Source organism: Maricaulis parjimensis (assembly GCF_016817355.1).
Taxonomy (GTDB): domain Bacteria; phylum Pseudomonadota; class Alphaproteobacteria; order Caulobacterales; family Maricaulaceae; genus Maricaulis; species Maricaulis parjimensis.
Map to the genome: position 1 here is coordinate 340,458 of NZ_JADOTT010000004.1, position 22,500 is coordinate 362,957.

Genomic DNA, 22,500 nt, shown 5'->3' on the forward strand with positions numbered 1-22,500 from the left:
TCTCCCCGTGGGAGAGGGAGTGTCATCAAGCTCTGACATCACTAAAAAGCTGGACCGTACTGGCGTTCAGGCCAGCGCCATCCTAACTGTCAGGCATGAAATCGCTTTTGATATCCGCTCTGGTCGCAATCGCGGCCCTGCTCCAGGCCTGCGCGCCAGATACGGCGGGCAATACCGTCGCACAAAGTACATCCTGTGCCGTCTACGATGCTGTGCTGGAGCATGTCTCCGCCGAACTCGCAGGCGCGACCGGTCCTCTGCCGCCCATCATCGTTCTCTCAGACGCGAGCGATCCTGCGCCAGCGTTTCCCGCCTGGTCAGACTGGCGCCCGACGGATCAGCCAACGCAGCGTGCGGGCAACGCACTGTCCGACGAAGCTTTCATCGCCGAACCGGAGCACGAACTTCTGGCCTGCACTTGGTCCCGTGCCACCGACTGGCAGCCGATCGAGGCGCGATCAACCTCCGGCGGTCGTGCCTGGATATGGCAAGGTGGCGAAACGGCCACCCTCTCAGGCGAGCATCTCGTCGCCTTCATCAATCTCAGCCGTGTCTATATGGCCCCCAATCGGAGCCTGTCCGTCGTGCAGCTCCACATCAACCAGGAAGCGGTCGATGGCGCGTGTTGGCACCTCTGCATGCCGTGGAGTGAGAGCTATCGCATAGAGCGCGTTGAAGCGGATGCCTGGATTGTCACCGGCACGCACCGTCACTGAAGCTGACCCTTCTTGTCATCCCGGTCGGTCGCCTTGCGAAAGCAGGGCATAGAACCGGGACCCATCGTGCCAGGAGGCGCAAATGGGTCCCTGATCTGCGCCCGGCTCGAGGCCGGGCAGGAGCCTGCGCCCGCGAAGGCGGGTGTCAGGGATGACAAATGGGGGTGAAGCTGCAGCGCGGGGGCGGATGAGGGGGAATGGTCAGGCTTTCCTGCCAGCCCCCTCCCGTCATCCCACGGTCGGTGCGAAGCAGCGATCCGGGGGACCTCCGCTATCCGGTCGGCAGGTGAGCACAGGTCCCCCGGATGCCCTGCGGGCACCGGGGGATGACGGGGAAATTGATGGGAAAACGGAAAGACTGGCTCCCTACCCCAACAGCTTCTTCTGCAGGATCTCGTTCACGGCTTGCGGGTTGGCCTTGCCTTGCATGGCTTTCATGACCTGGCCGACGAACCAGCCCATGGCCTTGGGCTTTTCCTTCACCGAGGCGGCCTGGTCGGGATTGTCGGCGATGAGCTGGTCGATGACGGCTTCGATGGCGCCGGTATCGGTGACCTGTTTCAGGCCGCGATCCTCGACGATCTTCGCCGGATCACCGCCCTCGGCCCAGAGAATCTCGAACACATCCTTGGCGATCTTGCCGGAAATGGTCTTGTCCTCGATCAGGCCGACCAGACCGCTCATCTGCGCGGCAGAGACCGGGCAGTCGGTGATGGTCAGGCCTTCCTTGTTGAGGCGGCCATAGAGTTCGTTATTGACCCAGTTGGAGGCCAGTTTCGCGTCGCGGCCCTCGGCCACTTCCTCGAAATAGGCGGCGCGATCCTTGTCGGCGGACAGCACGGAGGCGTCATACTCGGACAAACCCATTTCGGAAACGAAACGTTCGCGCTTGGCGTCGGGAAGTTCCGGAAGCGACACGCGAATCTGGTCGATCCAGTCCTGCTGGAGTTCCAGCGGGAGCAGATCTGGATCCGGGAAGTAGCGGTAGTCGTGGGCTTCTTCCTTGGAGCGCATGGAGCGGGTCACACCGGTATTGGCGTCGAACAGGCGGGTTTCCTGATCGATCTTGCCACCTTCCTCGATGATGTCGATCTGGCGCTGGGCCTCATACTCGATGGCCTGGCGGATGAAGCGCAGCGAGTTGACGTTCTTGATCTCGCAGCGCGTGCCCAAATGGGAGAAATCGCCCGTCTCGCGGAATTTTTCGTAAGCGCCCGGCTTGCACACGGAGACGTTCACGTCAGCGCGCAGCTGGCCCTTTTCCATGTCGCCGCCGCACGTGCCCAGATAGCGCAGGATGGTGCGCAGTTTGGAGACATAGGCCGAGGCCTCGTCGGGCGAGCGGATATCGGGCTTGGAGACGATTTCCATCAGCGCCACGCCGGACCGGTTGAGGTCGACATAGGTCGAGTTCGGATCCAGGTCATGGATCGACTTGCCGGCATCCTGTTCCAGGTGGAGACGTTCGATGCGCACGGTGAAACGGGAGCCGTCATCCCGCTCGCACTCGATCTCGCCCTCGCCCACGATCGGGAACTGGAACTGGGAGATCTGATAGCCCTGCGGCAGATCCGGGTAGAAGTAATTCTTCCGGTCAAAACGCGACCAGGTATTGATCTGGGCATTGAGGCCGAGACCGGTCTTCACCGCCTGTTCGACGACATGTTCATTGATCACCGGCAGCATGCCCGGCATGGCCGCATCGACCAGGGAGACCTGGCTGTTCGGGGCGGCACCGAAAGCGGTCGCCGCGCCGGAGAAGAGTTTCGCCTGGGACACGACCTGGGCATGGATTTCCAGACCCATCACGACTTCCCAGTCACCGGTCGCGCCCGGCAGGGTATAGGTGTCAGCGCTCATCTTAAGCCCTTGCCTCTCAGGTACTCGCCGATGGCATCCATAACGCCATCGAAATTGTCATTCACCTCATGGTTCCACATGCGCAGAACCGCAAACCCTTGGCGCTCCAGCCAGGCGTCGCGTTCCCTGTCGCGCCGCGCATGGCTGTCCAGCGTGTGCTGGCTGCCATCGACCTCGATCACCAGTTTCGGATCGAAACAGGCAAAGTCGACAATGTAAGCCCCCAGCGGCACTTGCCGCCGGAACCGTATCCCCTGTGAGCGCAGCAAACGCAGCGCGGCCCACAGCTTCACCTCGTGCGGCGTCATCCGCTTGCGCAGCAGACGCGCCGTCCGGACAGAACGGACTGTCATCCCGGCCTCCCTCGCGATCCGGTCAGCCTGCCCTGAAGGCGGCGCCCGAAACCGTGACGGCCGTTACAGCCCTCCTTCCCCTTGATGGGGAAGGTGTCCGGCGCATGCCGGACGGAAGGGGTGAATCCCGGTCTCACCGGAAACACCTCGCCCCCACCCCCTCCGCCAGCCTGCGGCTGGCACCTCCCCCATCAAGGGGGAGGAGGGAATTCAGTCCTCATCCTCGTCGTCCCAGGTGGGACGGTCTTCTTCCGGCGTGTTCATCGCCGCAACCAGGACCCGGCCCGCCATCATGACGGTCAGGCCAAAAAACAGAAAGCCCACACCCGGCGTCACCAGGAGGATGGCCCAGAGATTTCGCGGCTCCAGCTCGATAGTGCCGCGGAACACGACCGCCGCCGCCAGAACCAGGAGCGCGCCGACCAGCAGGGTCGGGCGTGCCAGTTTCATGGCCGGATGGGCAGGCGCCTCACTCATGATTTTGCCTTCGGGTTCGGTACGAAGGCGCGCCAGGCGATCACGAAGCCGAAGGCCGTCACGGCCAAACCGATCACCAGGGCCGGGATCGCCCAGGGCGTCGGCCATTCCCCGGCCATCACCAGGGTGACCAGGGAGATCGCACTGCCGATCGTCAGCGGCACACCGAAAATCATGGCCATGGCCGCGATCACCAGGACGATGATGCGGTTGAGCCAGTCTTCCGGCGAGCGTTTGGGCGTATCCGGCGTCTCAGTCACCGATCTACCTTTCTTCAACATCCGGCCCCACACTCTCGGAACCGGCCTTGATGCGTCGCTTGCGCATGAACAGCGCCTCGGAACTCGCCCGGGCGCTTTGCTCGCCCCGGTCAAAATCCGGTGTCCGCAGGAGAACCCCAGCGAACGCCATCAAAAAAACCACCACCAGCAGTCCGACGACCCCGTAGATGCCGAAATACCAGAGGCTGGCGAACAGGGCCGCCGAAATCACACTGGCTCCCACGACACCCAAGCCAAGCCGAACCAACATGTCCATTCCGCCCCCCCCCCGAAACGAAATCAAATGCCTACCACCACTTCGCGGCCTTGTGCGTGAAGCCGGCGCTGTCCTCGATGGCGGCACCGACCTTGAACATGGTCTCTTCGTCCAGGGCGCGGGTGATGATCTGCAGGCCCAGGGGCAGACCCTGGCTGTCCAGACCGGCCGGCACGGACATGGCGGGCACGCCGGCCAGATTGGCCGTCACGGTGAAGACGTCATTGAGATACATCGCGATCGGATCATCCGACTTCGACCCCAGCGCGAAGGCGGCAGACGGGGCGGACGGCGTCAGGATGGCATCGACCTTGTCGAAAGCCTGGGTGAAGTCTTCCAGGATGCGCGTGCGCACTTTCTGGGCGCGCAGGTAATAGGCGTCGTAATAGCCGGCCGAGAGCACATAGGTGCCGATCATGATGCGGCGCTGGACCTCATGGCCGAAACCGGCGGCGCGGGTCTGTTCATAGGTGTCGGTCAGATCGACACCATCGACGCGATTGCCATAGCGCATGCCGTCATAGCGGGCCAAGTTCGACGAGGCTTCCGCCGGGGCGACGATGTAGTAGGCCGGCAGGGCGTATTTCGTGTGCGGCAGGGAAATGTCGACGATCTCGCAGCCGGCGGCCTTGAGCCAGTCAATGCCCTGCTGCCAGGCCTTCTCGATCTCTTCCGGCATGCCGTCGACGCGGTATTCCTTCGGCACGCCGATACGCAGCCCCTTCACGGACTGGCCACAGGCAGCGACGAAATCCGGAACGGCGTTCGGCAGCGATGTCGAATCCTTGGGGTCATGGCCCGACATGGCCTGCAGCAGGACGGCACTGTCCTTCACCGTTTTCGCGAACGGGCCCGGATGATCCAGCGAGGAGGCAAAGGCCACCACGCCCCAGCGCGAAGTCCGGCCATACGTGCCCTTCACGCCGACCGTGCCGGTGAAAGAGGCTGGCTGGCGGATCGAGCCGCCCGTATCCGTGCCCGTGGCGCCAAAGCAAAGGTCCGCCGCCACAGCCGCAGCCGAGCCGCCGGAGGAACCGCCCGGCGTCAGGCTTTCATTGCCACCGGAGACTTTCCACGGGTTCACAACGGGACCGGTATTGGCGGTCTCATTGGAGGAGCCCATGGCGAACTCGTCCATCGAGGTCTTGGCCACGAAGACGGCGCCCTCACCCCACAGCTTGGCGGTGACGGTGGATTCATAGGTCGGCTTGAAGCCCTTGAGGATGTTGGAGGAAGCCGCCGTATCGACACCCTCCACAGCGAACAGATCCTTGATCGCCAGCGGCACGCCTTCCAGCAGACCGCCCTCACCCTTGGCCAGGCGCTCATCAGCGGCCTTGGCCATGGCTTGCGTCTTGTCCTCGTCAAATGCCGTGAAGGCATTCAGCGCCGGCTGGGCGGCCTTGCAGGCCTCAACCGCCTCGGTCGCCAGTTCGGAGGCGGAGACCTCCTTGGCCTTCAGCTTGCCGGAGACATCCGTCAGGGAGAGTTTGAGAAGATCGCTCATCAATCCTACTCCACGCTCTTGGGCACGACGAAGAAGCCTTCATCGGACTTGGGCGCATTGGCCAAAACCTTGTCGCGAATGCCACCATCGGTGACCTTGTCCTCGCGCATGGGCAGCGGGAAAGCGACCGGCGTGGTCATGGCCTGGACGCCTTCGACATCGACCTCATTGAGCTGCTCGATCCAGTTCAGGATTCCATTCAGCTCACCCACAAGGGCATCGACCCGGTCTTCCGGTTCGGCAAGACGGGCCAGACGCGCAATACGGCGCACATCATCGGCGGTCACGGACATGGCAAATCACTCCGGGAAAAATCAGTCCCAGCTGACTAGCAATGGTGATGTGGCAGCGCAAGAAAGCTTGACGGCATCACGTGCAGGGCGCATCCCGCTGACATGCCGATTTGCTCGCTGGAAGACCTGCCCGCCGGGGCGCTGATTGCCCTTGACCCGGGCACGAAAACCATTGGTGTTGCCGCCTGTGGCGCTTCACGCGGTCTGGCCACCCCGGTGGAGACGATCAAGCGCACCAAATTCACCCAGGATGCCGAACGCGTTTTCCAGCTGATGGATGAGCGCCAGGTTGTCGGCCTGATCATGGGTCTGCCGGTCAATATGGACGGGACCGAAGGCGCCCGCGTGCAATCGGTCAAGGCGATGGCCCGCAACCTGTTGCGCCTGCGCGATTTTCCCCTCGTTTTCCAGGATGAGCGTCTGTCGACCTTCGAAGCGGAAGAAAAACTGATCGAGGCCGGTGTACGACGCGACAAGCGCAAGGCGGTCATCGATGCCCATGCGGCCGCGAACATCCTGCAGAGCGCGCTGGATCGCTTGAAAATGCTGAAAAGCTAGCCTCGCACCCCCTTCCCCCTGGGGGGAAGGTGCCCCGAAGGGGCGGAAGAGGGGGACATCCCGGTGCTGGCGGACTAGCCACCCCCCTCGAATTCCGCCTTCCGCAAACCCCAATGCACAGCGTCGGCAATCTCCTCCACCACAGCATCCGTCTCGTACAGGATCTGACCGTTCCAGAACCGCAGCACGGTATAACCTCGCCATTCCAGAAACGCGGACCGCGCCCCATCCTCTTCGGTCTGTTCCGTGTGATGACCGCCGTCAGCCTCAACCACGATCCGCGCCGTCCGTGACGCAAAATCGACGACATAGGGCCCGATCGGCACCTGACGCCTGAATTTCACGCCCATCACACGACCACTGCGCAAACGCGACCACAGCTTTGCTTCCGCCGGTGTCAGCCGCTGCCGCATGGACCGCGCAAGGCTGAGATTTTTGTGTCGAGCCTGGTCCGCCATGAACGGTGCTTCCCCCCTCTCCCCGCCCTCTCCCCAAGGAGAGGGAGATATGAGCGTGAGGAAACGTATGCGTGAACTCGCACCCATGAGCGTGACACACTTCACACACTCCTCTCCCCAGCGGGGGAGAAGGGATGGAACCAGCCTTCCCCATTCCAACGCGCTTCAAACACGCGTAAACAGCGCGCATGAACCCAATCATCACAGCCCTTGTTCCGGTTTTCGGTGTCATCTTCGTGGGATGGCTGCTGCGGCGCTCGCATTTGCTGCCGGAGGCCAGCTGGGGGCCGATATCGCGGCTGGCCTATCTGGGTCTGTCGCCGGCCCTGCTCTTCTCCTCGATCTCGCATGCGGATCTGTCGGAGATCCAGTTGGGGACATTCATGGCGGCGGCGATGCTGGGCTTTCTGGGCATGGCGGCGCTGACCCTGGCCATCAAACCCTTCCTGAAGATCCCGGACCCGACCTTCACCAGCCTCTTCCAGGCGACCTCGCGCTGGAATGGTCTTCTCATCCTGGCGCTGGGCATTTCCCTGTTCGGCGATGAAGGCGAGATCCTGGTGGCGCTGATCATGGTGGCCTCCATTCCGCTGGTGAACATGGAATGCGTCGCCGTGCTGGCCGTGTGGGGCGATGGTGCGGCGCCAAAATGGGATTCCATCATCTACCGCATCCTGACCAATCCGCTCATCCTGGGCTCGGCCCTGGGCGGGATTGTCAATCTGGGCAATATCCCGCTGCCGGAGATGGTGGGGCTGACCATCGACCTTCTGGGCCAGGCCGCCCTGCCGCTGATCCTGCTCTCGGTGGGTGCGGGACTGAACTTCACGGCGATGAAGGCAAGGCCGCGCCTGCTGGGCTTGTCCGTCTTCATCAAGCTGATGATCGGGCCGCTGGTCTTCTACGGGATCGGCAAGGCGTTGGGCATTGAGGGCGTGCCGCTGACCATTCTCCTGCTGACCGGTGCCTCACCGGGCGCCGCCTCGGCCTATGTCCTGGCACAACAAATGGGCGGGGATGCCCCCTATTCCGCCGGGGACATCACGGCTAGCGCGCTGTTCTGCTTCATCACCATCCCGTTCTGGTTGGCGGTGTTGGGTTAGTCGGACAGACACACCCTCTCCCCCTCATCCGCCAGGCCATACCCGGCCTCCGCCACGACATCGCGTTCCGGCGCATCCGGGTAGCGGACCGGATTGGTGTGGTTGACGTGGATAAAGCGGGTCTTGGCGCGCTCTTCATCGGGCAGGCCAGCGAAACGCTCCATGGAATGGGTGATGAAAGGGTGCGGGAAACCGCTCATATCGCGGCCGGGGATTTCACCATTGGCGTAGAAGGTGGCGTCCAGATAGGCGATATCGACGCTGGCGATGATGTCCTCGATCCGGGCGGCCGGCCCCTCCTCCCACGTGTCCCATTCCTCCCAGCTGTCGATATCCGGCAGGAAGAAGACCGAGCGTGAGGGGCCCTCGATCCGGTAGCCGACGACTTCGCCATACTCCTGGCGGTGCGGGACGAGAACGGGGGTCACCGAGAGGCGGCCGACACGGACCGGCTCACCATGCGTCATGGGTTGAAGGTCCACATTGGAGTAGCGGACCAGCTGGTCCCAGGGACCGTTGGTGGAGAGATAGTCAGCCATGCGCTCCATGGCGAAAAGCGGCACGCCCTGTGCGCCCATGCTCTCATGACCCAGAAACATCAGCCCGGCATAATGGCCGATATGGGCATGGGTGACGAAGATACCAGCCAGGCCCGGCTGGCTGTCCGGTGCCAGGACCTGGTCGAGCCGGTAGAGCTGTTCGCGCATGTCCGGCGTGGCTTCAAACAGGACACGCGCGCCGGTCTCGTGATCCACCACCCCCAGTGCGGTGGCCAAGCGCCGCAAGGATGGATCAGACCAGGCCGGATCTTCCGGATGCCCCATTTGCGGTGAACCGGCATCTTGGGAGGTGCCCAGCACGACAAGCTCGATGGCGCACTCCTGGGCGAGGACGGGCGACGCAAGGGCGGCGGCGGCCGCGAGGGCGGTGATCAGGGTTTTCATCTTGCGAGGAGAGCCGTGATCGGTCGACGCGTCAATCCACGCCGACGACCGCGCTGCGCCGCTGCAGCAGCAGGACATCGCGCCATTGGCCCGCCATGGGACCATGGCCCATCCTGCCGAGCCCTTGCTGGACACCCAGGCGTTTGAAGCCGCAAGCTTCGTGCAGGGCGATAGAGGCGGTGTTCTCCACGAAGATGCCGGCATTGAGCATCCAGATGCCCTCTTCCTCGGAGCCCGCGACCAGCGCTTCCAGCAGGGAGCGGCCAATACCCTGTCCGCGGGCGGAGCCGGCGACATAGACGGAGACCTCGCCCACCCCGCCATAGACACAGCGTGAGGAGACCGGGCTGAGGGCGGCCCAGCCGAGGATCTGGCCATCCTGTTCGGCGATCAGGCGGGGTGCCGCCATTTTGCCGGCATCGAAATGGGCCCAGTCCGGCACGTTGCTCTCGAAGGTCGCGTGACCGGTGGCCATGCCCTCGCCATAGATGGACAGAACCGCTTCAGCATCCTCCGGCCCCATGGCGCGCAGGCTGACCATGAGGCTCAGGCCTCACCCAGCTTGATGAGGCTTTCCGCGCTGGCCAGGATCATCTCGCGCGGCGGGATGAAGTCGATGCCCAGGACTTGCTGTGCCTTGGTGTGATCAAATCTGTGGTACCGGCCCAGCCGGTGGACCGAGCTTTTCAGGGCCGGGATGAAGATCGCCATGATACGCGCCACCCAGACCGGGACTTCGCCCTTCTTGATCTTGCGATCAGGATAGGCCTCGCGCAGCACATCACCGACTTCGCGGAACCACATCTCATCGGCGGACATGATGAAGCGCTGGCCGGCGGCTTCCGGACGTTCCATCGCCTCGACATGGGCCTTGGCGATATCGCGCACATCCACCACGCCAAAGGAGAGCGGCGGATAGGCCGGAAGATCATTGGTCAGCGGGCGGGAAACCAGGGCGATGGAGGTGGAGACATCCGCGCTCATCACCGGCCCCAGAATGGCGGACGGGTTGATGACGGCCAGTTCCAGCCCCTTCCCCTCACCCTCGACATAATCCCAGGCGGCACGCTCGGCGATGGTCTTGGACTGGCTGTAGAAGGGCACGGGTTCCGGCCCGTCCAGCTGCGTCCAGCAGGTCTCGTCATAGGTTTCGGGACCCTCCGGCCCCCAGCCATTGTCCACAGCCGCCACCGAGGAAGTCAACACGACCCGTTTCACACCGGCCGCCTTGGCGGCTTTCAGAGCCCGCAGAGCCCCATCACGCGCCGGGATGATGAGATCATCGGCGCTCTTGGGTTCGGTCATGGGAAAGGGCGAGGCGACGTGCTGGACATAGTCGATCCCCGCCATCGCCTCGGCCCAGCCCTCATCCCGGGTGAGATCCAGGCTCACCAGCTCGATCTCAACGGGCTTGCCGGCATAGTCGGACAGGATCCTGTTCAGCGCCTCCGCCTTGTCGGCCGAGCGTGCCGTGCCGCGGACCGTATGGCCGCGCGCCAGCAATTCGAGCACTACATGGGAACCGACAAAGCCTGTGGCTCCGGTGACCAATACATGCGCCATCTCACTCTCCCCGCGATCTGTTCGGCGTTCACCCTACACGGAATTGCGATTGACGTCGGCTGCCTCCAAGACCTCCAACCCCGGCAAGCGATAGACTGTTTCCAGCCCTTCAAAGTCGATGAAACGAAACTTGTCGCCTTCCAGATCGAAGCTCCCCGGTATGTCGGTCAGAATTGCCTGCGAGATGATGTCGCCTCGGCTAGAGAGACAAGTGGCCTGCAGCTCTTCAATGACAAGCACTACCTGGTCCAGTGGCCTCACGCCCCAGATCGGCCACCCGCCCGGACCGCCGTAAACCCAGTGAGTTCCCGCCTGCAAACCAACCAGCCAGGATTCACTCCACAGATAGAGTGCAGTCGCAGTTTCAAGCGTCCGGATTTCAGACGACGACGAAAGCCGCGGTATTTCGAAACTGTCTGCATCTGAGCGAAATCTGATCCGATCAGGGCCTTTTTCGATCTGCCAGCCCAGGCGCTCTGTCTTGCCCGTATCGTTCAACATGCTTCCATCGCCAAGCTAACCGGCACGAATCCTGTTCAGGCCTTTCACGCTTGTTTCTCTAGCAAAGAAAAACCCTCAACAATCAACCCGCAACCGATAGGGGAATCTAGAGATCACCCTACACGGATTTGCGATTGCGGGTGCACCCGGCCGCCATATCTGTAGGATTGAGGAGACGTGGCAAGGGGACGACAAACGAATGCGAAACCAGATTTTGGCTGCAGCCGTGTGTGCCGGTGTCACCGTCGCGGTGGTGATTTCCGCCCCGGCCCTCGCCCAAGATCCGATGCTACCACCCATGTTCGGAGCGGTGGAACTGACAACGGCCTGGGAAGACGACCCGTTCGTGGCGGAGGTTCAGGGCGGCGGCTCGATCCGTGCCAGTGAGGCCAGTCCCGGCTGTGCCGGCTGGATCGCCAACCGGCCGGACTACTGGGTCCAGTATCGCAGCCTTCGCGTCTACGACCTGACCATTACAGCCCGGTCGGACGACCCGGTCACACTCGTGATCAACCTGCCTACCGGCGAATGGTATTGCACGGACGGTTCGAACGGGGTCCATGCGCCTGTCATCACGCTGGATGATGCGATCAGCGGCGTCTATTCAATCTGGGTCGGCAGTTTCTCGCCGGACAGCTTCCCGGAAGCGCAGATCCTGGTTTCCGAGCGCGGCACGACACGCGTCCCGTGATGAGTTTGCCGGCTGGGCGGGGATCTGTTTCCCCGGTTTTGGAACACCCGCCCTTGCCACACCCGGGCCACGCTCCTATACCGCCGCAAACCCGGTTGCGGGTGTAGTGAATTGGGAGACGGCATGAGCCGCGCGGCGTTTTCCTACGACTTTCCCCACCGCCACCTGATTTCGGTGGCTGATCTCAATCCCGTTGATATCCAGATCATCTTCGAACGTGCCGCCCACTGGAAGGCGCTGAACCGGACGACGAACCGGTCTTCGGACCATCTGGCCGGGCTGACCGTGCTCAACCTCTTCTTCGAGGCCTCGACACGGACCCAGGGCTCGTTCGAGATCGCGGCCAAGCGCCTGGGCGCCGATGTCGTGAATTTCGCGATCGAGCATTCCTCCGCCAAGAAGGGCGAGAGCCTGTCGGATACGGCGCGCACCCTGGCCGCCATGCGGCCGGACATCATGGTGGTGCGTCATTCCGCAACCGGCGCGCCGCAATTCCTGGCCGAGCGCACGGGCCTGTCCGTGGTCAATGCCGGGGACGGCATGCATGAACACCCGACCCAGGCCCTGCTGGACAGTTTCACCCTGGCCCAGCATTGGGGCGAGGTCGGCGGCCGCCGCATCCTGATCGTCGGCGATATCCTGCATTCGCGCGTGGCCCGCTCGAATATCGGCCTGTTGAACATTCTCGGTGCGGAAATCCGCCTATGTGCCCCGCCCACCCTCTTGCCGCCGGATGTGGATCAATGGGGCTGTGATGTCTTCAATGATCTCGACCAGGCGCTGGAAGGCTGCGACGCGGTGATGGCCCTGCGCCAGCAGAAAGAGCGCATGTCCGGCGGGTTCGTACCCTCGGCGCGTGAATTCTTCCACCTGTTCGGCCTGACCCATGAACGGCTCGAGGTCTGCTCGCCCGAGGTTCTGGTGATGCATCCCGGCCCGATGAACCGGGGCACGGAAATCCATACCAAGCTGGCCGATGATCCGGAGAAAAGCGTGATCCTGGAACAGGTGGAAAGCGGCGTGGCCGTGCGCATGGCCGTGCTGGAACTGATCGGCGATGTGATCCGTCGGGAGGACGCATCATGAGCGAGACCTCGCTGGCCATCATCAATGCCCGCCTGATCGACCCGGCCTCCGGCTTTGACGGTCCGGGCGGTGTCCTGATCGAGGATGGCGTGATCGCGCAATTCGGTTCCGAGATCGATGTCGATGCCGCCGACGAGGTGATCGACGCCCAGGGCCGCATCCTGGCCCCGGCGCTGATCGATCTGCGCGCCGCCAAGGAACCTGCCCTCACCCCGGACGGGGAAACCCTCTCCACCCTCACCGCCGGTGCGGCCAAGGGCGGATATGGCACGGTTGTGCTGGCCCCCAATCTCCGCGCCCCGCTGGACAAGGCGGACGGGTTTGACGGCATGACCAAGGGGTTCGGCCGCTATGGTGTGCGGGTCCTGTCGGCCTGTGCCGCGACCCAAGGCCTGGATGGTCAGCACATGTCCGAGATCGGGCTGATGGTGCGCGGCGGGGCGGTCTATGCCGGCCAGGGCGATCATCCCATTGCCAATGCCCTCACCATGCGGCGCCTGCTGGCCTATACCAGCCAGTTCGATGTCTGGCTCTCCGTTCGCCCGGCCGATGCCGCGCTGAGCACCGGCACGGTGGCGCTGGAGAGCGATTGGTCGGCCCGGATGGGTCTGCCGGCAGAGCCCGCCATCTCCGAACGCATCGCCATCGAGCGCGATACCGCACTGGCCGAACTGACCGGCGGCAAGCTGATGATTGACCGCCTGTCGACCCAGGCCGGCCTGAAAGCCCTGCGCCAGGCCCGCCGCAGCGATCTGGAAATTGCCGCCACGACCGCCGTCGCCCATCTCACCCTCAATGAGGTGGATGCCGGAGCGTTGGACTCTGCCTTCCGCATGGATCCGCCCCTGCGCGCCGAAAGCGACCGGCTGTCGCTGGTGGCAGCGCTGGCGGATGGCGAGATCGATGCCATCGTCACCGATCACCGTCCCACACCCTTTGATGACAAGGGCGAACCCTTCGCCCTCGCCATTCCCGGTACGATGGGTCTGGAAACCGCGCTGGGTGCCCTGCTGGCCCTCGCCCATGATGGTGAGGTGGAACTGATCGACCTGTTGCGCGCCCTGACCTGTGGTCCGGCTGATCTTCTGGGTCTGCCGCAGGGCCGTATCGCCGTGGGCGCCCCGGCTGATCTGGTCCTGATCGATGGCGATCAGCCCTGGGTCTGCAAGCCGGAGGATTTCGAATCCGCACGCGGCAATTCGGCCTGGGCCGGACGGCGTTTCCAAGGACGGGTCTTGCAAACCCTCGTGGGCGGCGTCACAGTATACAACTCCAAGGTGTAATCATGCAGCCCGTCTATTTCGCCCTGGCCGCCATCGGTGGCTATCTCTTCGGATCCATTCCCTTCGGTCTCGTGCTGACGCGCCTGGCCGGGCTGGGCGATATCCGCGAGATCGGCTCGGGCAATATCGGGGCAACCAATGTCCTGCGCACGGGCCGCAAGGACCTCGCTGCAGCGACCCTGATCCTCGATGCCGGCAAGGCGGGCATTGCCGCTGCGGTCTTTGCCGCCCTGCTGGGCACGACAGCCGGCCTCATTGCCGGTGCCGCGGCCCTGATCGGGCATTGCTTCCCGGTCTGGCTGAAATTCAAGGGCGGCAAGGGTGTCGCCACCTATGTCGGAACCATGCTGGTCGTGTTCTGGCCGGTCGGACTGACCGTGATCGGTACCTGGCTGCTGATGGCGGCGATCTTCCGGATTTCCTCCCTCTCCGCCCTGGTGGCCGCGCTGGCGGCCCCGATCGCGGCCTGGGCCTTCGGCCGCCCCGATGTGGCGATCATGGCCGGTGTGCTGACCGTGCTGATCTACTGGCTGCACCGCGCCAATATCGGCCGCCTTCTCAAAGGCGAGGAACCGCGTATCGGCGGCAAGAAGGACAAGGCCGAACCGGCCGATCCGCCGGCCGGCAGTGAGGACGGGTGACGGGCGGGGCTGATACGCCCCTGATTGACTGGCTCCGCCTGGCGCGGACGCCCGGCCTCGGCCCTGTTGGCATTGCCCGGCTGATCGCCCATTACGAAACACCCTCTGCGGCCATCGAAGCCCTGCCAGAACGTGCCCGCCATGCCGGCCGGAGCGTGCCGGTCATCCCTGCCGCCGACCGCGTCCAGCGCGAGATCGACATGGCGGACCGGGCCGGTGTCCGCCTGATCTGCCTGTCCGACCCGGACTATCCGCCCGCCCTCGCCGCCATTCCCGACGCCCCGCCCGTGATCGCGGTGAAAGGGCGGGTCGAATTGCTCGACACACTGGCCTGTGGCCTGGTCGGTGCGCGCAATGCCTCGGCCGCCGGGCTGAGACTGGCGCGCGAACTGGCGCATGGGCTGGGCACGGCGGAAGTCTGTGTCGTCTCCGGTCTGGCGCGCGGGATTGATGGCGCCTGCCATGCCGGCGCGCTGGAAACCGGGACGGTGGCGGTGCTGGCGGGCGGTCTGGACCATGTCTATCCGCCCGAGCATGACCGCCTGCACGCGGCCATTGCCGAACAGGGTGCCCTGGTCAGCGAAATGCCGCTGGGCCATGTCCCCAAGGCGCGGGATTTCCCGCGCCGAAACCGGCTGATCTCCGGCCTGTCCCGCGGTGTTCTGGTGATCGAGGCGGCGCTGCGCTCCGGCTCGCTGATCACGGCAAGGCTGGCCGCGGAACAGGGACGCGAGGTGATGGCCGTTCCCGGCTCGCCCATCGATCCGCGTGCCCGCGGCTCCAACCGCCTGCTGCGCGATGGGGCCCATCTGATCGAGAGCGTGGAGGACATTCTGGCCATCCTGCGCGACAGCCCGCCCCTGCGGGTCGATGTCCGCGAACCGGCAGTGTTTGCACAGGACGGGCTGGACGCCGACGATATGGCCGGTTTCTGGGAGCATGAAGTGATGAGCCCGCCCGACGCGCTCCCCGCCGAACCGGAGACGCCACAGCGCGATGACCCGGTCGCCTGCCTGCGCGCCCTGCTCTCGCCTTCACCGGTCTCGCCGGATGAGTTGGCCCGCCAGTCCGGCCTGCCCGCAGGCCAGGTGGCCGCAGCTCTGATGGAATTGGAACAGGATGGCGCACTGGCCCGCCTGCCCGGCGGGCTGGTCCAGGCCTGCTAGGCGCTAGAGGAGCCCGAAATCATCCGGCTCTTCGTCCATGTCGACATCTTCCGGACAAAAGCGCGCCTGGATATCCACGACGAGGGCCGCCACTTCGATCAGGGCGGCAGCGCGTTCCAGATCAGCCTGGTGACAGGTTTCACTCAGCCGGCGCAGATCCCGTACTAGGGCGTCACACGCGGAGCGGGACAAGGGTTTGCGCAAGGGATTACGCGCCTCGCCGCGGGCCGGAAAGAGCTCAGCCTGCGGTTCCGGCGCCAGGACGGGCGGCGAAGACGGATCATCCGGCTCTGCCACGCGCAAACGCGCTGTCACTCCCGGCAGGCGATACACCTGTTCCGGCCGCTCACAGACATCATCCAGTGCCATGACCGCTCCCCCTCGGGGCACGGGTAACCGCGTTCGGGATGCAACGGTGTGATCGCCGTCACGCCTTGCCGTCCAAATGCGCAGCCAGCACGTCGCGGGCCTCGTGAACCTGGCGCGCAAGGGCGGCCGAGCCCTCTCCGGTATCGGGATGAAGCTTTTTCATCAAACGCCGGTGGGCCTGCTGGATTGTGTCCATGTCCGCGTCCTCGGCGACACCGAGAATCTCCCGCGCCTCGGCAAGGCTCATCCTGCGCGATGGCGCAGGCGGCGCCTGCCGCTGTCCCGATCCGCCGCCGCCCATCCGGAAACCGCCCACGCCCTGACCCAGCAGGCCCAGGCCGAACAGGCCGATTGGACCGCCCAGCATGATCGCGCCGCGCAGGCACAGCACGACACCGGCCAGCAAAGCGCCACCACCGAGCAGGTAGCGCACCATGCGTGTGGCATTCTGCGTCTTCTGCCGCGAAAACCACCAGGCAGCGCCGAGAAAGGCGCCCAAGGCGAGAACTCCGTAGAAGAATGGCGTCATGATCTAGAAGGGAATGGTTTCGCCCTCGAGGCCGGGCAGTTTCAGCACGATGAGCAGGTCGCGCAATTCCTGGCGTGCCGCGACATGCGACATGGTGAAAGTCACGGTAGACCCGTTCTCGGTGAGATCAAGCAGGGTCAGGCCCAACGGGAAAAGCTCGCGATAGATGACGCGTTCGGCAAAGCCTGGCGCCAGGCGGAAACCGATCCGCTGGGAGAGCATTTTCAGCCCCTCCCCGACGCGTCGCTTGTTGCGGGCATCGAGCATGGAGATGCGGTTGCGCATCACGACCCAGTCGATCGAGCGTTTCTGGGTGGCCGCCTTCTGCTTGCGGCACTCCCACAGCATTTCCGAATACAGGCTGGGCTTGCCGACCTGGAAGGTCTCCGGATCGATCTCGGCCAGGAGGTCGAAATCGATGAAACTGTCATTCACCGGCGTGATCACCGTATCGGCGCAGGAATGCGCCAGGCGCGAATAGAGTGTGTCCGCCCCGGGCGCGTCGATAATGATGAAATCACAGCGCGTGCGCAGATCGCTGAGCGCATCGGAAAAGCGTTCGGTTTCCTCCGCCTCGGCCAGATCGAGATCGCGCAGGACGGAGGGGGCGAGGATGATTTCCTCGGGACGCGGCAGGCTGAGCCCGTGCTTCTCGCACCAATTATTCCGGTTGGAGAGATAGCGGCCGAATGTGCGCTGGCGGACATCCAGATCCATCGCGCCAACCGTCTTGCCCATGCGCATCAGGGCGACAGCGAGGTGCATGGCGACGGTGGACTTGCCGGCACCGCCCTTCTCATTGCCCACGACAATGACATGCGCGGCCTTCACGCCATCGCGCACCCGGCCCAGCGGCCGTGAAGGAAGTCGAAATCCGGAACCTTGTACCATAACGCCCAATCCTCAGGTGATCCCGGCGGGATCACCGAACCCAGTTACTCGTGGGCGTTTGCCCCCGGACCGAAGTCCCGGCCGGTAAAATCCGTGGCCCGGCAGTACTGGCCCCGCGCTTCCAGCTCGGCGCAGACTGTTCGGGCCTCGGCCGCATTGTCGAAAGGACCGGCCTTGAGACGCAGAAAATCGCCCTGGTCCGGGATATGGGCGAGTTCGAGACGCGCGTCCAGACCAGCCAGCACGGGATGGCTGGTCTGTAATTCCTGCCAGCCGCGCTCAGCCATGTCCTCACGCCGGTAGGAGGCCAGGTGGACGGCATGCAGAAGACTGCTGCCCCGGGCGGGCTGGGGCATGGGCTCAGGCACCGGCGGGACCGTGTCAGTCCCCGTGTTCATCGCCATGTCCGGCAGGGTCACCGGCTCGCCGGCCTCGGCGGCCGCACTGGCGCCGACAAGCGCCGCAGCCAGGGCGCGAAGCTCTGGATAGACGGTTTCCAGCACGTCCGGATCGAAGCGCGCCAGGTGTGACAATTCACGGGCCGTGGCATCGCCCAGACGGGCAGCATCGGTGGGCGCGACCCGGGCCTGGGACTGACGGAGGGCGGCCTCGTCGGGTGAGGTGCTGGTGGCACAGGCCGTCAGCCCGAGGGCGAGCAAAAAAACCGGGAGTGATTTCATGGGCCTGTGTATAGACCGAGTCGGAGCGCTTGCCTCAATCATCGCTTATGATTATCCCCCATCCGGCCTGATCTGCGGGACCTGACATGCAAAATCTCCAAATTGCCCACGCCACGACGATCTCCGCCCTGCGCACGCGCATCCGCACCTGGCGCGAGGACGGGCTGCGCATCGGCTTCGTGCCGACCATGGGCGCTCTGCATGACGGGCACATCTCCCTGGTCCGCCTGGCCAAGGCCCATTGTGATCGTGTGGTGGCGAGCATTTTTGTCAATCCGAAACAGTTCGCCGCCGGCGAGGATCTGGACACTTATCCGCGCACGATGATCGAGGATGCCGAAAAGCTGACGGCCGCGAAATGCGACCTGATCTATCTGCCCACGAACGAGATCATGTATCCGCAAGGCTATTCCGCCTCGGTCAGCCTGCAAGGCCCGGCCCTGGGTCTGGAAAGCGAGGCGCGGCCGCACTTTTTCCATGGTGTCGCCACGGTGGTGGCCAAGCTCTTCAACCAGGTCGGCCCGGACATGGCCTTCTTCGGGGAGAAGGACTACCAGCAACTTCTCGTCATCAAGCAAATGGTGAAGGATCTGGATTTCCCGATCGACATCATGGGCGGCGGGACCATGCGCGAAAAAGACGGGCTCGCCATGTCCTCGCGCAATGCCTATCTCTCCGCCGAACAGCGGGCGACAGCGTCCCGCCTCAACGCGATCCTGAAGGATTTCGCCACGGCGCTGGAAGCCGGCCGTCCGGTGGCGGAAGCCCGGGCTGAAGCCCTTTCCACCGCGCAAGCCGTGTTCGACGGCGTGGACTATGTCGAGGCCCGCTGCGCCGCCACGCTTTCCGCCCTGCCGGACGGAAAGCTGGAAACGCCGGCCCGCGTGCTGGCAGCCGTCCGTCTGGGCCAGACCCGGCTGATCGACAATATGGCGGCAAAAACGCCTTCCTGACGCCCCAATTCACGCTAAGCTGGGCGCGAATTTGCAGGGGATTTCCCATGTCCACGCGTGTCCTTCTGGCCTGTTTTTCCCTGGCCGCCCTCACCTATCTGCCGGCCCAGGCCATGGCTCAGGCGCCAGCGCGCCAGAATGCGCAGATCGTCGCGGAATATCCGCATGATGCGGACGCCTTCACGCAGGGGCTCTTCATCCATGAGGGCGACTTGTTCGAGACCACGGGCCGGGTCGGAACCTCCAGCCTGCGCCGGGTCAATCTGGCCAATGGCGAAGTGGCACAATCCGTCTCCATCGACCCGCCCTATTTCGGTGAAGGCGCGACGCAGATCGGCGACCGGATTTTCATGCTGACCTGGCGCCGCGAGACCGGCTTCATCTTCGATGCCGACACTTTCGAGCCGATCGGCGAGTTCAGCTATCCCGGCGAAGGCTGGGGCCTGACCCATGACGGCAATTCGCTCATCCTGTCGGATGGCACCGCCGAGCTGCGCCGCCTGGACCCGGAAACCCTGGAAGAGACCGGACGCCTGACGGTCCGCCTCGGTGGCCGCCCGGTGCGGCGGCTGAATGAGCTGGAATGGGTGGATGGCGAGATCTGGGCCAATATCTGGCAGTCCGACCTCATCGTGCGGATCGATCCGGAAAGCGGCAATGTAACCGGCCTGATCGATCTGGGCGATATCATTCCGGAGGCCGTCGCCGGCAGCCTGGACGCCGTCCCCAATGGCATCGCCTGGAATGCGCAAACCGGACAGGTCTATGTCACCGGAAAACTGTGGCCGGCCCTCTACGAGATCAGCCTGTCACCACCTGACTAACCCATTGCTCTCGTTTCGAAACTGATTGTGCAAGAAGCGGCGGCGTGACAGATTTGCGGCTTATCGATCTCTGGAACCTGCCTCCTTGTCCACCCCCCTGCCGCCCCGTTTCCTGAATACCGCATACTGGATTTCCCTTGTCCTGCTGGGTGTCCAGACGGTCTGGCTTCTGTCCATGGTTGCGCTTTACCAGCTCACCCGGTTCGGCGTGATCGAGACCCGTTTTCTCCAGACCAATGATGCCCAGCCCAGCATTGCAGGCGACCCGCTGATCCAGATTTTCGGCTATCTCTATGTCATCTTGGTCATAGCCAGTTTTCTGGCTGTCCTGCGAAAACACAAATGGGCCTTCTGGACCTATTTGGGCGTCTTGATCTGCCACGCCGTGATTTGGATCGGACTGACTGACAACCCCTTTGTCTTCTCCTATGTCACACTTGTCCTGATCGTGGTGGAGAGCGGTGTTCTTCTGCTGATCCAGCTGTTGGGAAATGCGGGCAAGCTGCGCTGATGTCCGCCTACCAGGCGCCGATTTCCATCAGCTTGGCGCGCAGATCGTCCGGCAGGCCGTCCCCGCCCTCTCCCGGCGCGGAGAGATCGCGCGGGGCATCATCCGGCTTGAGATAGCGCCAGCCCTGGAAGGGCCGTTTCGGCGAGGGCGCCGTGCGGATCACCTCGGGCGACATGATGATGGCGCAGCGCTTGATCCCGTCGGAACCCTGGACCGGTTCCAGCGAGATGATCTCGGAACGGCACTGGATGGAGCCATTGATCACCCAGTAAAGCGATCCGCCATTCTCCACCTCGTCCTTCTTGGCCGGGGTCATGCGCGTGACATGCATCATCACGGCCGGCTCGCCCGCCGCCTGGCGCGCCGCGATTTCCCGGGCGCGATGCTCTTCCAGCTGTTCCACCGAGGAAACGCCGACACAGAGTTTGACCAGATGCATGACCATGCTGTGGATGTAGGACGACTCCGCCATACCGTCAAAGCCTGACCTGTAATGGAACTTTTAGCCGTTCATGCTGGTTTACCACTTGGTCTTACCAGCTAGCATAGGCTCGTCGAATTCGCGTCCACCAGCTAGGTTCGCCGTGCAGGGCCCCAGGATTGACATGCCGAACGCAGACCGCCGTACTCTGGCAACAACCATCGCCCTTACACTCCAATTGGGCTGGGTTTCGATCTGGACGCTGATGGGCACACGCGCCTTACTCGGTGAAGCAAACGTCCACTTTCTGGGCAACGACCTCAACACCATCGCGGCAACGACGCCAGCTTGGTACATTGCCAGTCAATACGTGGCTGTGGGCTGCATTCTGGCAACGCTGCTCTTGCACGCGCGTTCCCTGAACAGCGCCTTGGCCCTCGCCGCCTCGACGGTCCTGCTGTTCCTGATCCGGCTGGTCTTTATTCCGGGCACGGCGACAGATGCTATCCCGCTCTGGTTCCACATCGTTCCGATCGCGCTGGGATGCGGGATCGTCGTGCTGCTGGTCCAAAGACTCACGGAACGCAGACCGCTGGACTGAAGTTTCAGGCCGCGGCGCGATCCACAAACCCGTCCGGGGCGTCCGGGTCGATATCGAATGTGCGCTCGCTTTTGGGCATGGGACGGACGCGTTCACCGAAGAGTTTGACCTTCAGCTTCACGGCCAGGGTCAGCATTTGCTTGGCGAATGCGCCAAGCCCTTCCGTCTCCACCGATTTCGGCGTGTAGCCGAACTGGCGGCGCAGGACGCCATTGGCATAGAGAATGGCATTCTTCGCGCGCGATTGCGGCGTGGAGATCTCGAAGGGTACGGAGACATTCAGCCCGGACTGGTTCTCGATCCGGTGCGGCCCGTGCAGCGGCCAGTTGGCCGCCATGCCCGGATGCAGATCGACCGTGAACGCATCACTGTCCCAGGCCGGGTCGTAGGGAATGTCCTCGGTCTTGTCCTTGTGAAGCACGGCCTCGACATCGTCGAGATTGAGATAGGGCGCCTGCGCCGGATAGGTGCGGAAGCGCTTGATGCCGCGCATGTGCCACAGCATCGTCTCGGACACGTCGGAATGCAGGAAGACCTGGGCGCGCGGCGAGGAAATCAGGATGCCCGCCTCCGCCGAAAGCGGCTTGAAGGACGGGTCGGCCTTCTTCATGTCACGCAGCATGGCTTCATAGATCGGCCGGTATTGCGGGTCGGTATCCATGGCATGGCGCAGATTGATCCACAGCTTGCCATTGCGGACCGCCTCGATCAGCTCCATCCCGGTCAGCGCGCCGGGATCGCCCGCCCGCCAGCTGTCATGATCCGTGGCATCATCGCCCATCGTGCAGAAATCGATCAGATCACGCGGGTGACGATCAATGAGAGCCGCCAGAGCCATGTCGGAAAAGGCGTGGTGCTCATTGTAGTTATGACGGATCACCACCGGCTGTTTGCGAAAATTCCGGCGGCTATCCTCGCTCCAGCGGCTGGCAAATTGCTGCAGATAGGTGTCACGCATTGAAACCACTCCCTCACTCTTGCCGG

Annotated in this window: 30 protein-coding genes; 12 read left to right on the forward strand and 18 right to left on the reverse strand. The window is 63.7% G+C overall.

The features are described from left to right. Positions 1 to 95 precede the first annotated feature (95 nt). Positions 96 to 716 (forward strand): hypothetical protein, encoded by a 621-nt coding sequence (locus I0K07_RS09155; protein ID WP_203292612.1) that lies wholly within the window; start codon positions 96 to 98, stop codon positions 714 to 716. 366 nt (positions 717 to 1,082) lie between these two features. Here the strand turns inward: I0K07_RS09155 and gatB are convergent, their stop codons facing one another. The 7 genes from gatB to gatC all read right to left on the reverse strand — a co-directional run bounded on the left by gatB (position 1,083) and on the right by gatC (position 5,743). Then, a complete protein-coding gene (gene gatB, locus I0K07_RS09160) occupies positions 1,083 to 2,576 on the reverse strand; it encodes an Asp-tRNA(Asn)/Glu-tRNA(Gln) amidotransferase subunit GatB (RefSeq protein WP_203292614.1) in 1,494 nt (497 codons plus the stop codon). Beyond that, the gene (locus I0K07_RS09165; RefSeq protein ID WP_203292616.1) at positions 2,573 to 2,929 is read right to left on the reverse strand and encodes an endonuclease domain-containing protein; all 357 of its coding nucleotides are present in this window, start codon (positions 2,927 to 2,929) and stop codon (positions 2,573 to 2,575) included. The genes gatB and I0K07_RS09165 overlap by 4 nt, the downstream gene beginning before the upstream one ends. A 210-nt stretch (positions 2,930 to 3,139) precedes the next feature. Further along, positions 3,140 to 3,406, reverse strand: coding sequence for a hypothetical protein (locus I0K07_RS09170; RefSeq protein ID WP_203292617.1), 267 nt, complete (start codon positions 3,404 to 3,406; stop codon positions 3,140 to 3,142). Continuing rightward, a complete protein-coding gene (locus I0K07_RS09175) occupies positions 3,403 to 3,666 on the reverse strand; it encodes a hypothetical protein (RefSeq protein WP_203292619.1) in 264 nt (87 codons plus the stop codon). The genes I0K07_RS09170 and I0K07_RS09175 overlap by 4 nt, the downstream gene beginning before the upstream one ends. A gap of 4 nt (positions 3,667 to 3,670) precedes the next feature. Beyond that, complete coding sequence (locus I0K07_RS09180; protein WP_203292621.1) at positions 3,671 to 3,943, reverse strand: hypothetical protein; 273 nt, start codon at positions 3,941 to 3,943, stop codon at positions 3,671 to 3,673. Positions 3,944 to 3,974: 31 nt separating this feature from the next. Further along, complete coding sequence (gatA, locus tag I0K07_RS09185; RefSeq protein WP_203292623.1) at positions 3,975 to 5,450, reverse strand: Asp-tRNA(Asn)/Glu-tRNA(Gln) amidotransferase subunit GatA; 1,476 nt, start codon at positions 5,448 to 5,450, stop codon at positions 3,975 to 3,977. A 5-nt stretch (positions 5,451 to 5,455) separates the two neighbouring features. Further along, a complete protein-coding gene (gene gatC, locus I0K07_RS09190) occupies positions 5,456 to 5,743 on the reverse strand; it encodes an Asp-tRNA(Asn)/Glu-tRNA(Gln) amidotransferase subunit GatC (RefSeq protein ID WP_203292625.1) in 288 nt (95 codons plus the stop codon). A gap of 102 nt (positions 5,744 to 5,845) precedes the next feature. Between gatC and ruvX the strand changes: the two genes are divergently transcribed. Continuing rightward, the gene (gene ruvX / locus I0K07_RS09195) at positions 5,846 to 6,301 is read left to right on the forward strand and encodes a Holliday junction resolvase RuvX (RefSeq protein WP_203292627.1); all 456 of its coding nucleotides are present in this window, start codon (positions 5,846 to 5,848) and stop codon (positions 6,299 to 6,301) included. Between the two features lie 74 nt (positions 6,302 to 6,375). On the opposite strand, the gene I0K07_RS09200 is transcribed toward ruvX, so the two are convergent. Beyond that, positions 6,376 to 6,759, reverse strand: a complete 384-nt coding sequence (locus tag I0K07_RS09200; protein ID WP_203292629.1) for an endonuclease domain-containing protein — start codon at positions 6,757 to 6,759, stop codon at positions 6,376 to 6,378. Between the two features lie 188 nt (positions 6,760 to 6,947). Between I0K07_RS09200 and I0K07_RS09205 the strand changes: the two genes are divergently transcribed. After that, positions 6,948 to 7,862 carry an AEC family transporter gene (locus I0K07_RS09205; protein WP_203292631.1) on the forward strand — a complete coding sequence of 305 codons (915 nt, stop codon included), beginning with the start codon at positions 6,948 to 6,950 and terminating at the stop codon, positions 7,860 to 7,862. Here the strand turns inward: I0K07_RS09205 and I0K07_RS09210 are convergent. The 4 genes from I0K07_RS09210 to I0K07_RS09225 are packed head-to-tail and all read right to left on the reverse strand — an operon-like array spanning position 7,859 to position 10,870. Further along, positions 7,859 to 8,806 (reverse strand): MBL fold metallo-hydrolase, encoded by a 948-nt coding sequence (locus I0K07_RS09210; RefSeq protein ID WP_203292633.1) that lies wholly within the window; start codon positions 8,804 to 8,806, stop codon positions 7,859 to 7,861. The two genes, I0K07_RS09205 and I0K07_RS09210, sit on opposite strands and share 4 nt — an antisense overlap. A gap of 31 nt (positions 8,807 to 8,837) precedes the next feature. Then, positions 8,838 to 9,347, reverse strand: a complete 510-nt coding sequence (locus I0K07_RS09215) for a GNAT family N-acetyltransferase (RefSeq protein WP_203292635.1) — start codon at positions 9,345 to 9,347, stop codon at positions 8,838 to 8,840. A gap of 5 nt (positions 9,348 to 9,352) precedes the next feature. Continuing rightward, positions 9,353 to 10,369 carry an SDR family oxidoreductase gene (locus I0K07_RS09220; protein WP_203292637.1) on the reverse strand — a complete coding sequence of 339 codons (1,017 nt, stop codon included), beginning with the start codon at positions 10,367 to 10,369 and terminating at the stop codon, positions 9,353 to 9,355. A gap of 33 nt (positions 10,370 to 10,402) precedes the next feature. Then, positions 10,403 to 10,870, reverse strand: a complete 468-nt coding sequence (locus I0K07_RS09225; RefSeq protein ID WP_203292639.1) for a hypothetical protein — start codon at positions 10,868 to 10,870, stop codon at positions 10,403 to 10,405. Positions 10,871 to 11,069: 199 nt separating this feature from the next. On the opposite strand from I0K07_RS09225, the gene I0K07_RS09230 reads away from it, so the two are divergent. The 5 genes from I0K07_RS09230 to dprA all read left to right on the forward strand — a co-directional run bounded on the left by I0K07_RS09230 (position 11,070) and on the right by dprA (position 15,737). After that, positions 11,070 to 11,561, forward strand: a complete 492-nt coding sequence (locus tag I0K07_RS09230) for a peptidase S1 (RefSeq protein ID WP_203292641.1) — start codon at positions 11,070 to 11,072, stop codon at positions 11,559 to 11,561. 123 nt (positions 11,562 to 11,684) lie between these two features. Further along, positions 11,685 to 12,647 (forward strand): aspartate carbamoyltransferase catalytic subunit, encoded by a 963-nt coding sequence (locus I0K07_RS09235; protein WP_203292643.1) that lies wholly within the window; start codon positions 11,685 to 11,687, stop codon positions 12,645 to 12,647. Then, positions 12,644 to 13,930, forward strand: coding sequence for a dihydroorotase (locus I0K07_RS09240; protein WP_203292645.1), 1,287 nt, complete (start codon positions 12,644 to 12,646; stop codon positions 13,928 to 13,930). Before I0K07_RS09235 ends, I0K07_RS09240 begins: the two co-directional genes overlap by 4 nt. Before the next feature lie 2 nt (positions 13,931 to 13,932). Further along, the gene (gene plsY / locus I0K07_RS09245) at positions 13,933 to 14,571 is read left to right on the forward strand and encodes a glycerol-3-phosphate 1-O-acyltransferase PlsY (protein WP_203292647.1); all 639 of its coding nucleotides are present in this window, start codon (positions 13,933 to 13,935) and stop codon (positions 14,569 to 14,571) included. Further along, a complete protein-coding gene (dprA, locus tag I0K07_RS09250; RefSeq protein WP_203292649.1) occupies positions 14,568 to 15,737 on the forward strand; it encodes a DNA-processing protein DprA in 1,170 nt (389 codons plus the stop codon). Before plsY ends, dprA begins: the two co-directional genes overlap by 4 nt. 3 nt (positions 15,738 to 15,740) lie before the next feature. Here dprA and I0K07_RS09255 read toward each other — a convergent pair whose 3' ends face one another. The 4 genes from I0K07_RS09255 to I0K07_RS09270 are packed head-to-tail and all read right to left on the reverse strand — an operon-like array spanning position 15,741 to position 18,206. Beyond that, a complete protein-coding gene (locus tag I0K07_RS09255) occupies positions 15,741 to 16,106 on the reverse strand; it encodes a hypothetical protein (protein WP_203292651.1) in 366 nt (121 codons plus the stop codon). 58 nt (positions 16,107 to 16,164) lie between these two features. Continuing rightward, on the reverse strand, positions 16,165 to 16,605 hold the full coding sequence (locus I0K07_RS09260; protein ID WP_203292653.1) for a J domain-containing protein: 441 nt from the start codon (positions 16,603 to 16,605) through the stop codon (positions 16,165 to 16,167). Positions 16,606 to 16,638: 33 nt separating this feature from the next. Further along, entirely contained in the window at positions 16,639 to 17,526 is an 888-nt protein-coding gene (locus tag I0K07_RS09265) for a division plane positioning ATPase MipZ (protein ID WP_203292655.1), read from the reverse strand. Between the two features lie 44 nt (positions 17,527 to 17,570). Further along, positions 17,571 to 18,206 (reverse strand): SPOR domain-containing protein, encoded by a 636-nt coding sequence (locus tag I0K07_RS09270; protein WP_203292657.1) that lies wholly within the window; start codon positions 18,204 to 18,206, stop codon positions 17,571 to 17,573. 86 nt (positions 18,207 to 18,292) lie between these two features. Here I0K07_RS09270 and panC point away from each other — a divergent pair, with 86 nt between their 5' ends. The 3 genes from panC to I0K07_RS09285 all read left to right on the forward strand — a co-directional run bounded on the left by panC (position 18,293) and on the right by I0K07_RS09285 (position 20,494). After that, positions 18,293 to 19,159 (forward strand): pantoate--beta-alanine ligase, encoded by an 867-nt coding sequence (panC, locus tag I0K07_RS09275; protein ID WP_203292658.1) that lies wholly within the window; start codon positions 18,293 to 18,295, stop codon positions 19,157 to 19,159. A 47-nt stretch (positions 19,160 to 19,206) separates the two neighbouring features. Beyond that, positions 19,207 to 19,983: a glutaminyl-peptide cyclotransferase gene (locus I0K07_RS09280; protein WP_203292660.1), complete on the forward strand. Its 777-nt coding sequence runs from the start codon at positions 19,207 to 19,209 to the stop codon at positions 19,981 to 19,983. A gap of 85 nt (positions 19,984 to 20,068) precedes the next feature. Continuing rightward, positions 20,069 to 20,494: a hypothetical protein gene (locus I0K07_RS09285; protein WP_203292662.1), complete on the forward strand. Its 426-nt coding sequence runs from the start codon at positions 20,069 to 20,071 to the stop codon at positions 20,492 to 20,494. A gap of 7 nt (positions 20,495 to 20,501) precedes the next feature. Here the strand turns inward: I0K07_RS09285 and I0K07_RS09290 are convergent, their stop codons facing one another. Further along, positions 20,502 to 20,966, reverse strand: coding sequence for a DUF1489 family protein (locus tag I0K07_RS09290; protein ID WP_238934709.1), 465 nt, complete (start codon positions 20,964 to 20,966; stop codon positions 20,502 to 20,504). 133 nt (positions 20,967 to 21,099) lie between these two features. Here I0K07_RS09290 and I0K07_RS09295 point away from each other — a divergent pair, with 133 nt between their 5' ends. Further along, on the forward strand, positions 21,100 to 21,516 hold the full coding sequence (locus I0K07_RS09295; RefSeq protein ID WP_203292664.1) for a hypothetical protein: 417 nt from the start codon (positions 21,100 to 21,102) through the stop codon (positions 21,514 to 21,516). A gap of 4 nt (positions 21,517 to 21,520) precedes the next feature. Here I0K07_RS09295 and I0K07_RS09300 read toward each other — a convergent pair whose 3' ends face one another. Next, positions 21,521 to 22,474 carry a cupin domain-containing protein gene (locus I0K07_RS09300; protein WP_203292666.1) on the reverse strand — a complete coding sequence of 318 codons (954 nt, stop codon included), beginning with the start codon at positions 22,472 to 22,474 and terminating at the stop codon, positions 21,521 to 21,523. Positions 22,475 to 22,500 lie beyond the last annotated feature (26 nt).

What these genes read in the sequence shown, in the direction of transcription:
- I0K07_RS09155 (WP_203292612.1), top strand. Translation starts at nt 96, where the DNA reads ATGAAATCGCTTTTGATATCCGCTCTGGTCGCAATCGCGGCCCTGCTC.
- gatB (WP_203292614.1), bottom strand. Translation starts at nt 2,576, where the DNA reads ATGAGCGCTGACACCTATACCCTGCCGGGCGCGACCGGTGACTGGGAA.
- I0K07_RS09165 (WP_203292616.1), bottom strand. Translation starts at nt 2,929, where the DNA reads ATGACAGTCCGTTCTGTCCGGACGGCGCGTCTGCTGCGCAAGCGGATG.
- I0K07_RS09170 (WP_203292617.1), bottom strand. Translation starts at nt 3,406, where the DNA reads ATGAGTGAGGCGCCTGCCCATCCGGCCATGAAACTGGCACGCCCGACC.
- I0K07_RS09180 (WP_203292621.1), bottom strand. Translation starts at nt 3,943, where the DNA reads ATGGACATGTTGGTTCGGCTTGGCTTGGGTGTCGTGGGAGCCAGTGTG.
- gatA (WP_203292623.1), bottom strand. Translation starts at nt 5,450, where the DNA reads ATGAGCGATCTTCTCAAACTCTCCCTGACGGATGTCTCCGGCAAGCTG.
- gatC (WP_203292625.1), bottom strand. Translation starts at nt 5,743, where the DNA reads ATGTCCGTGACCGCCGATGATGTGCGCCGTATTGCGCGTCTGGCCCGT.
- ruvX (WP_203292627.1), top strand. Translation starts at nt 5,846, where the DNA reads ATGCCGATTTGCTCGCTGGAAGACCTGCCCGCCGGGGCGCTGATTGCC.
- I0K07_RS09200 (WP_203292629.1), bottom strand. Translation starts at nt 6,759, where the DNA reads ATGGCGGACCAGGCTCGACACAAAAATCTCAGCCTTGCGCGGTCCATG.
- I0K07_RS09205 (WP_203292631.1), top strand. Translation starts at nt 6,948, where the DNA reads ATGAACCCAATCATCACAGCCCTTGTTCCGGTTTTCGGTGTCATCTTC.
- I0K07_RS09210 (WP_203292633.1), bottom strand. Translation starts at nt 8,806, where the DNA reads ATGAAAACCCTGATCACCGCCCTCGCGGCCGCCGCCGCCCTTGCGTCG.
- I0K07_RS09215 (WP_203292635.1), bottom strand. Translation starts at nt 9,347, where the DNA reads ATGGTCAGCCTGCGCGCCATGGGGCCGGAGGATGCTGAAGCGGTTCTG.
- I0K07_RS09220 (WP_203292637.1), bottom strand. Translation starts at nt 10,369, where the DNA reads ATGGCGCATGTATTGGTCACCGGAGCCACAGGCTTTGTCGGTTCCCAT.
- I0K07_RS09225 (WP_203292639.1), bottom strand. Translation starts at nt 10,870, where the DNA reads ATGTTGAACGATACGGGCAAGACAGAGCGCCTGGGCTGGCAGATCGAA.
- I0K07_RS09230 (WP_203292641.1), top strand. Translation starts at nt 11,070, where the DNA reads ATGCGAAACCAGATTTTGGCTGCAGCCGTGTGTGCCGGTGTCACCGTC.
- I0K07_RS09235 (WP_203292643.1), top strand. Translation starts at nt 11,685, where the DNA reads ATGAGCCGCGCGGCGTTTTCCTACGACTTTCCCCACCGCCACCTGATT.
- I0K07_RS09240 (WP_203292645.1), top strand. Translation starts at nt 12,644, where the DNA reads ATGAGCGAGACCTCGCTGGCCATCATCAATGCCCGCCTGATCGACCCG.
- plsY (WP_203292647.1), top strand. Translation starts at nt 13,933, where the DNA reads ATGCAGCCCGTCTATTTCGCCCTGGCCGCCATCGGTGGCTATCTCTTC.
- I0K07_RS09255 (WP_203292651.1), bottom strand. Translation starts at nt 16,106, where the DNA reads ATGGCACTGGATGATGTCTGTGAGCGGCCGGAACAGGTGTATCGCCTG.
- I0K07_RS09265 (WP_203292655.1), bottom strand. Translation starts at nt 17,526, where the DNA reads ATGGTACAAGGTTCCGGATTTCGACTTCCTTCACGGCCGCTGGGCCGG.
- I0K07_RS09270 (WP_203292657.1), bottom strand. Translation starts at nt 18,206, where the DNA reads ATGAAATCACTCCCGGTTTTTTTGCTCGCCCTCGGGCTGACGGCCTGT.
- panC (WP_203292658.1), top strand. Translation starts at nt 18,293, where the DNA reads ATGCAAAATCTCCAAATTGCCCACGCCACGACGATCTCCGCCCTGCGC.
- I0K07_RS09280 (WP_203292660.1), top strand. Translation starts at nt 19,207, where the DNA reads ATGTCCACGCGTGTCCTTCTGGCCTGTTTTTCCCTGGCCGCCCTCACC.
- I0K07_RS09290 (WP_238934709.1), bottom strand. Translation starts at nt 20,966, where the DNA reads ATGGCGGAGTCGTCCTACATCCACAGCATGGTCATGCATCTGGTCAAA.
- I0K07_RS09295 (WP_203292664.1), top strand. Translation starts at nt 21,100, where the DNA reads ATGCCGAACGCAGACCGCCGTACTCTGGCAACAACCATCGCCCTTACA.
- I0K07_RS09300 (WP_203292666.1), bottom strand. Translation starts at nt 22,474, where the DNA reads ATGCGTGACACCTATCTGCAGCAATTTGCCAGCCGCTGGAGCGAGGAT.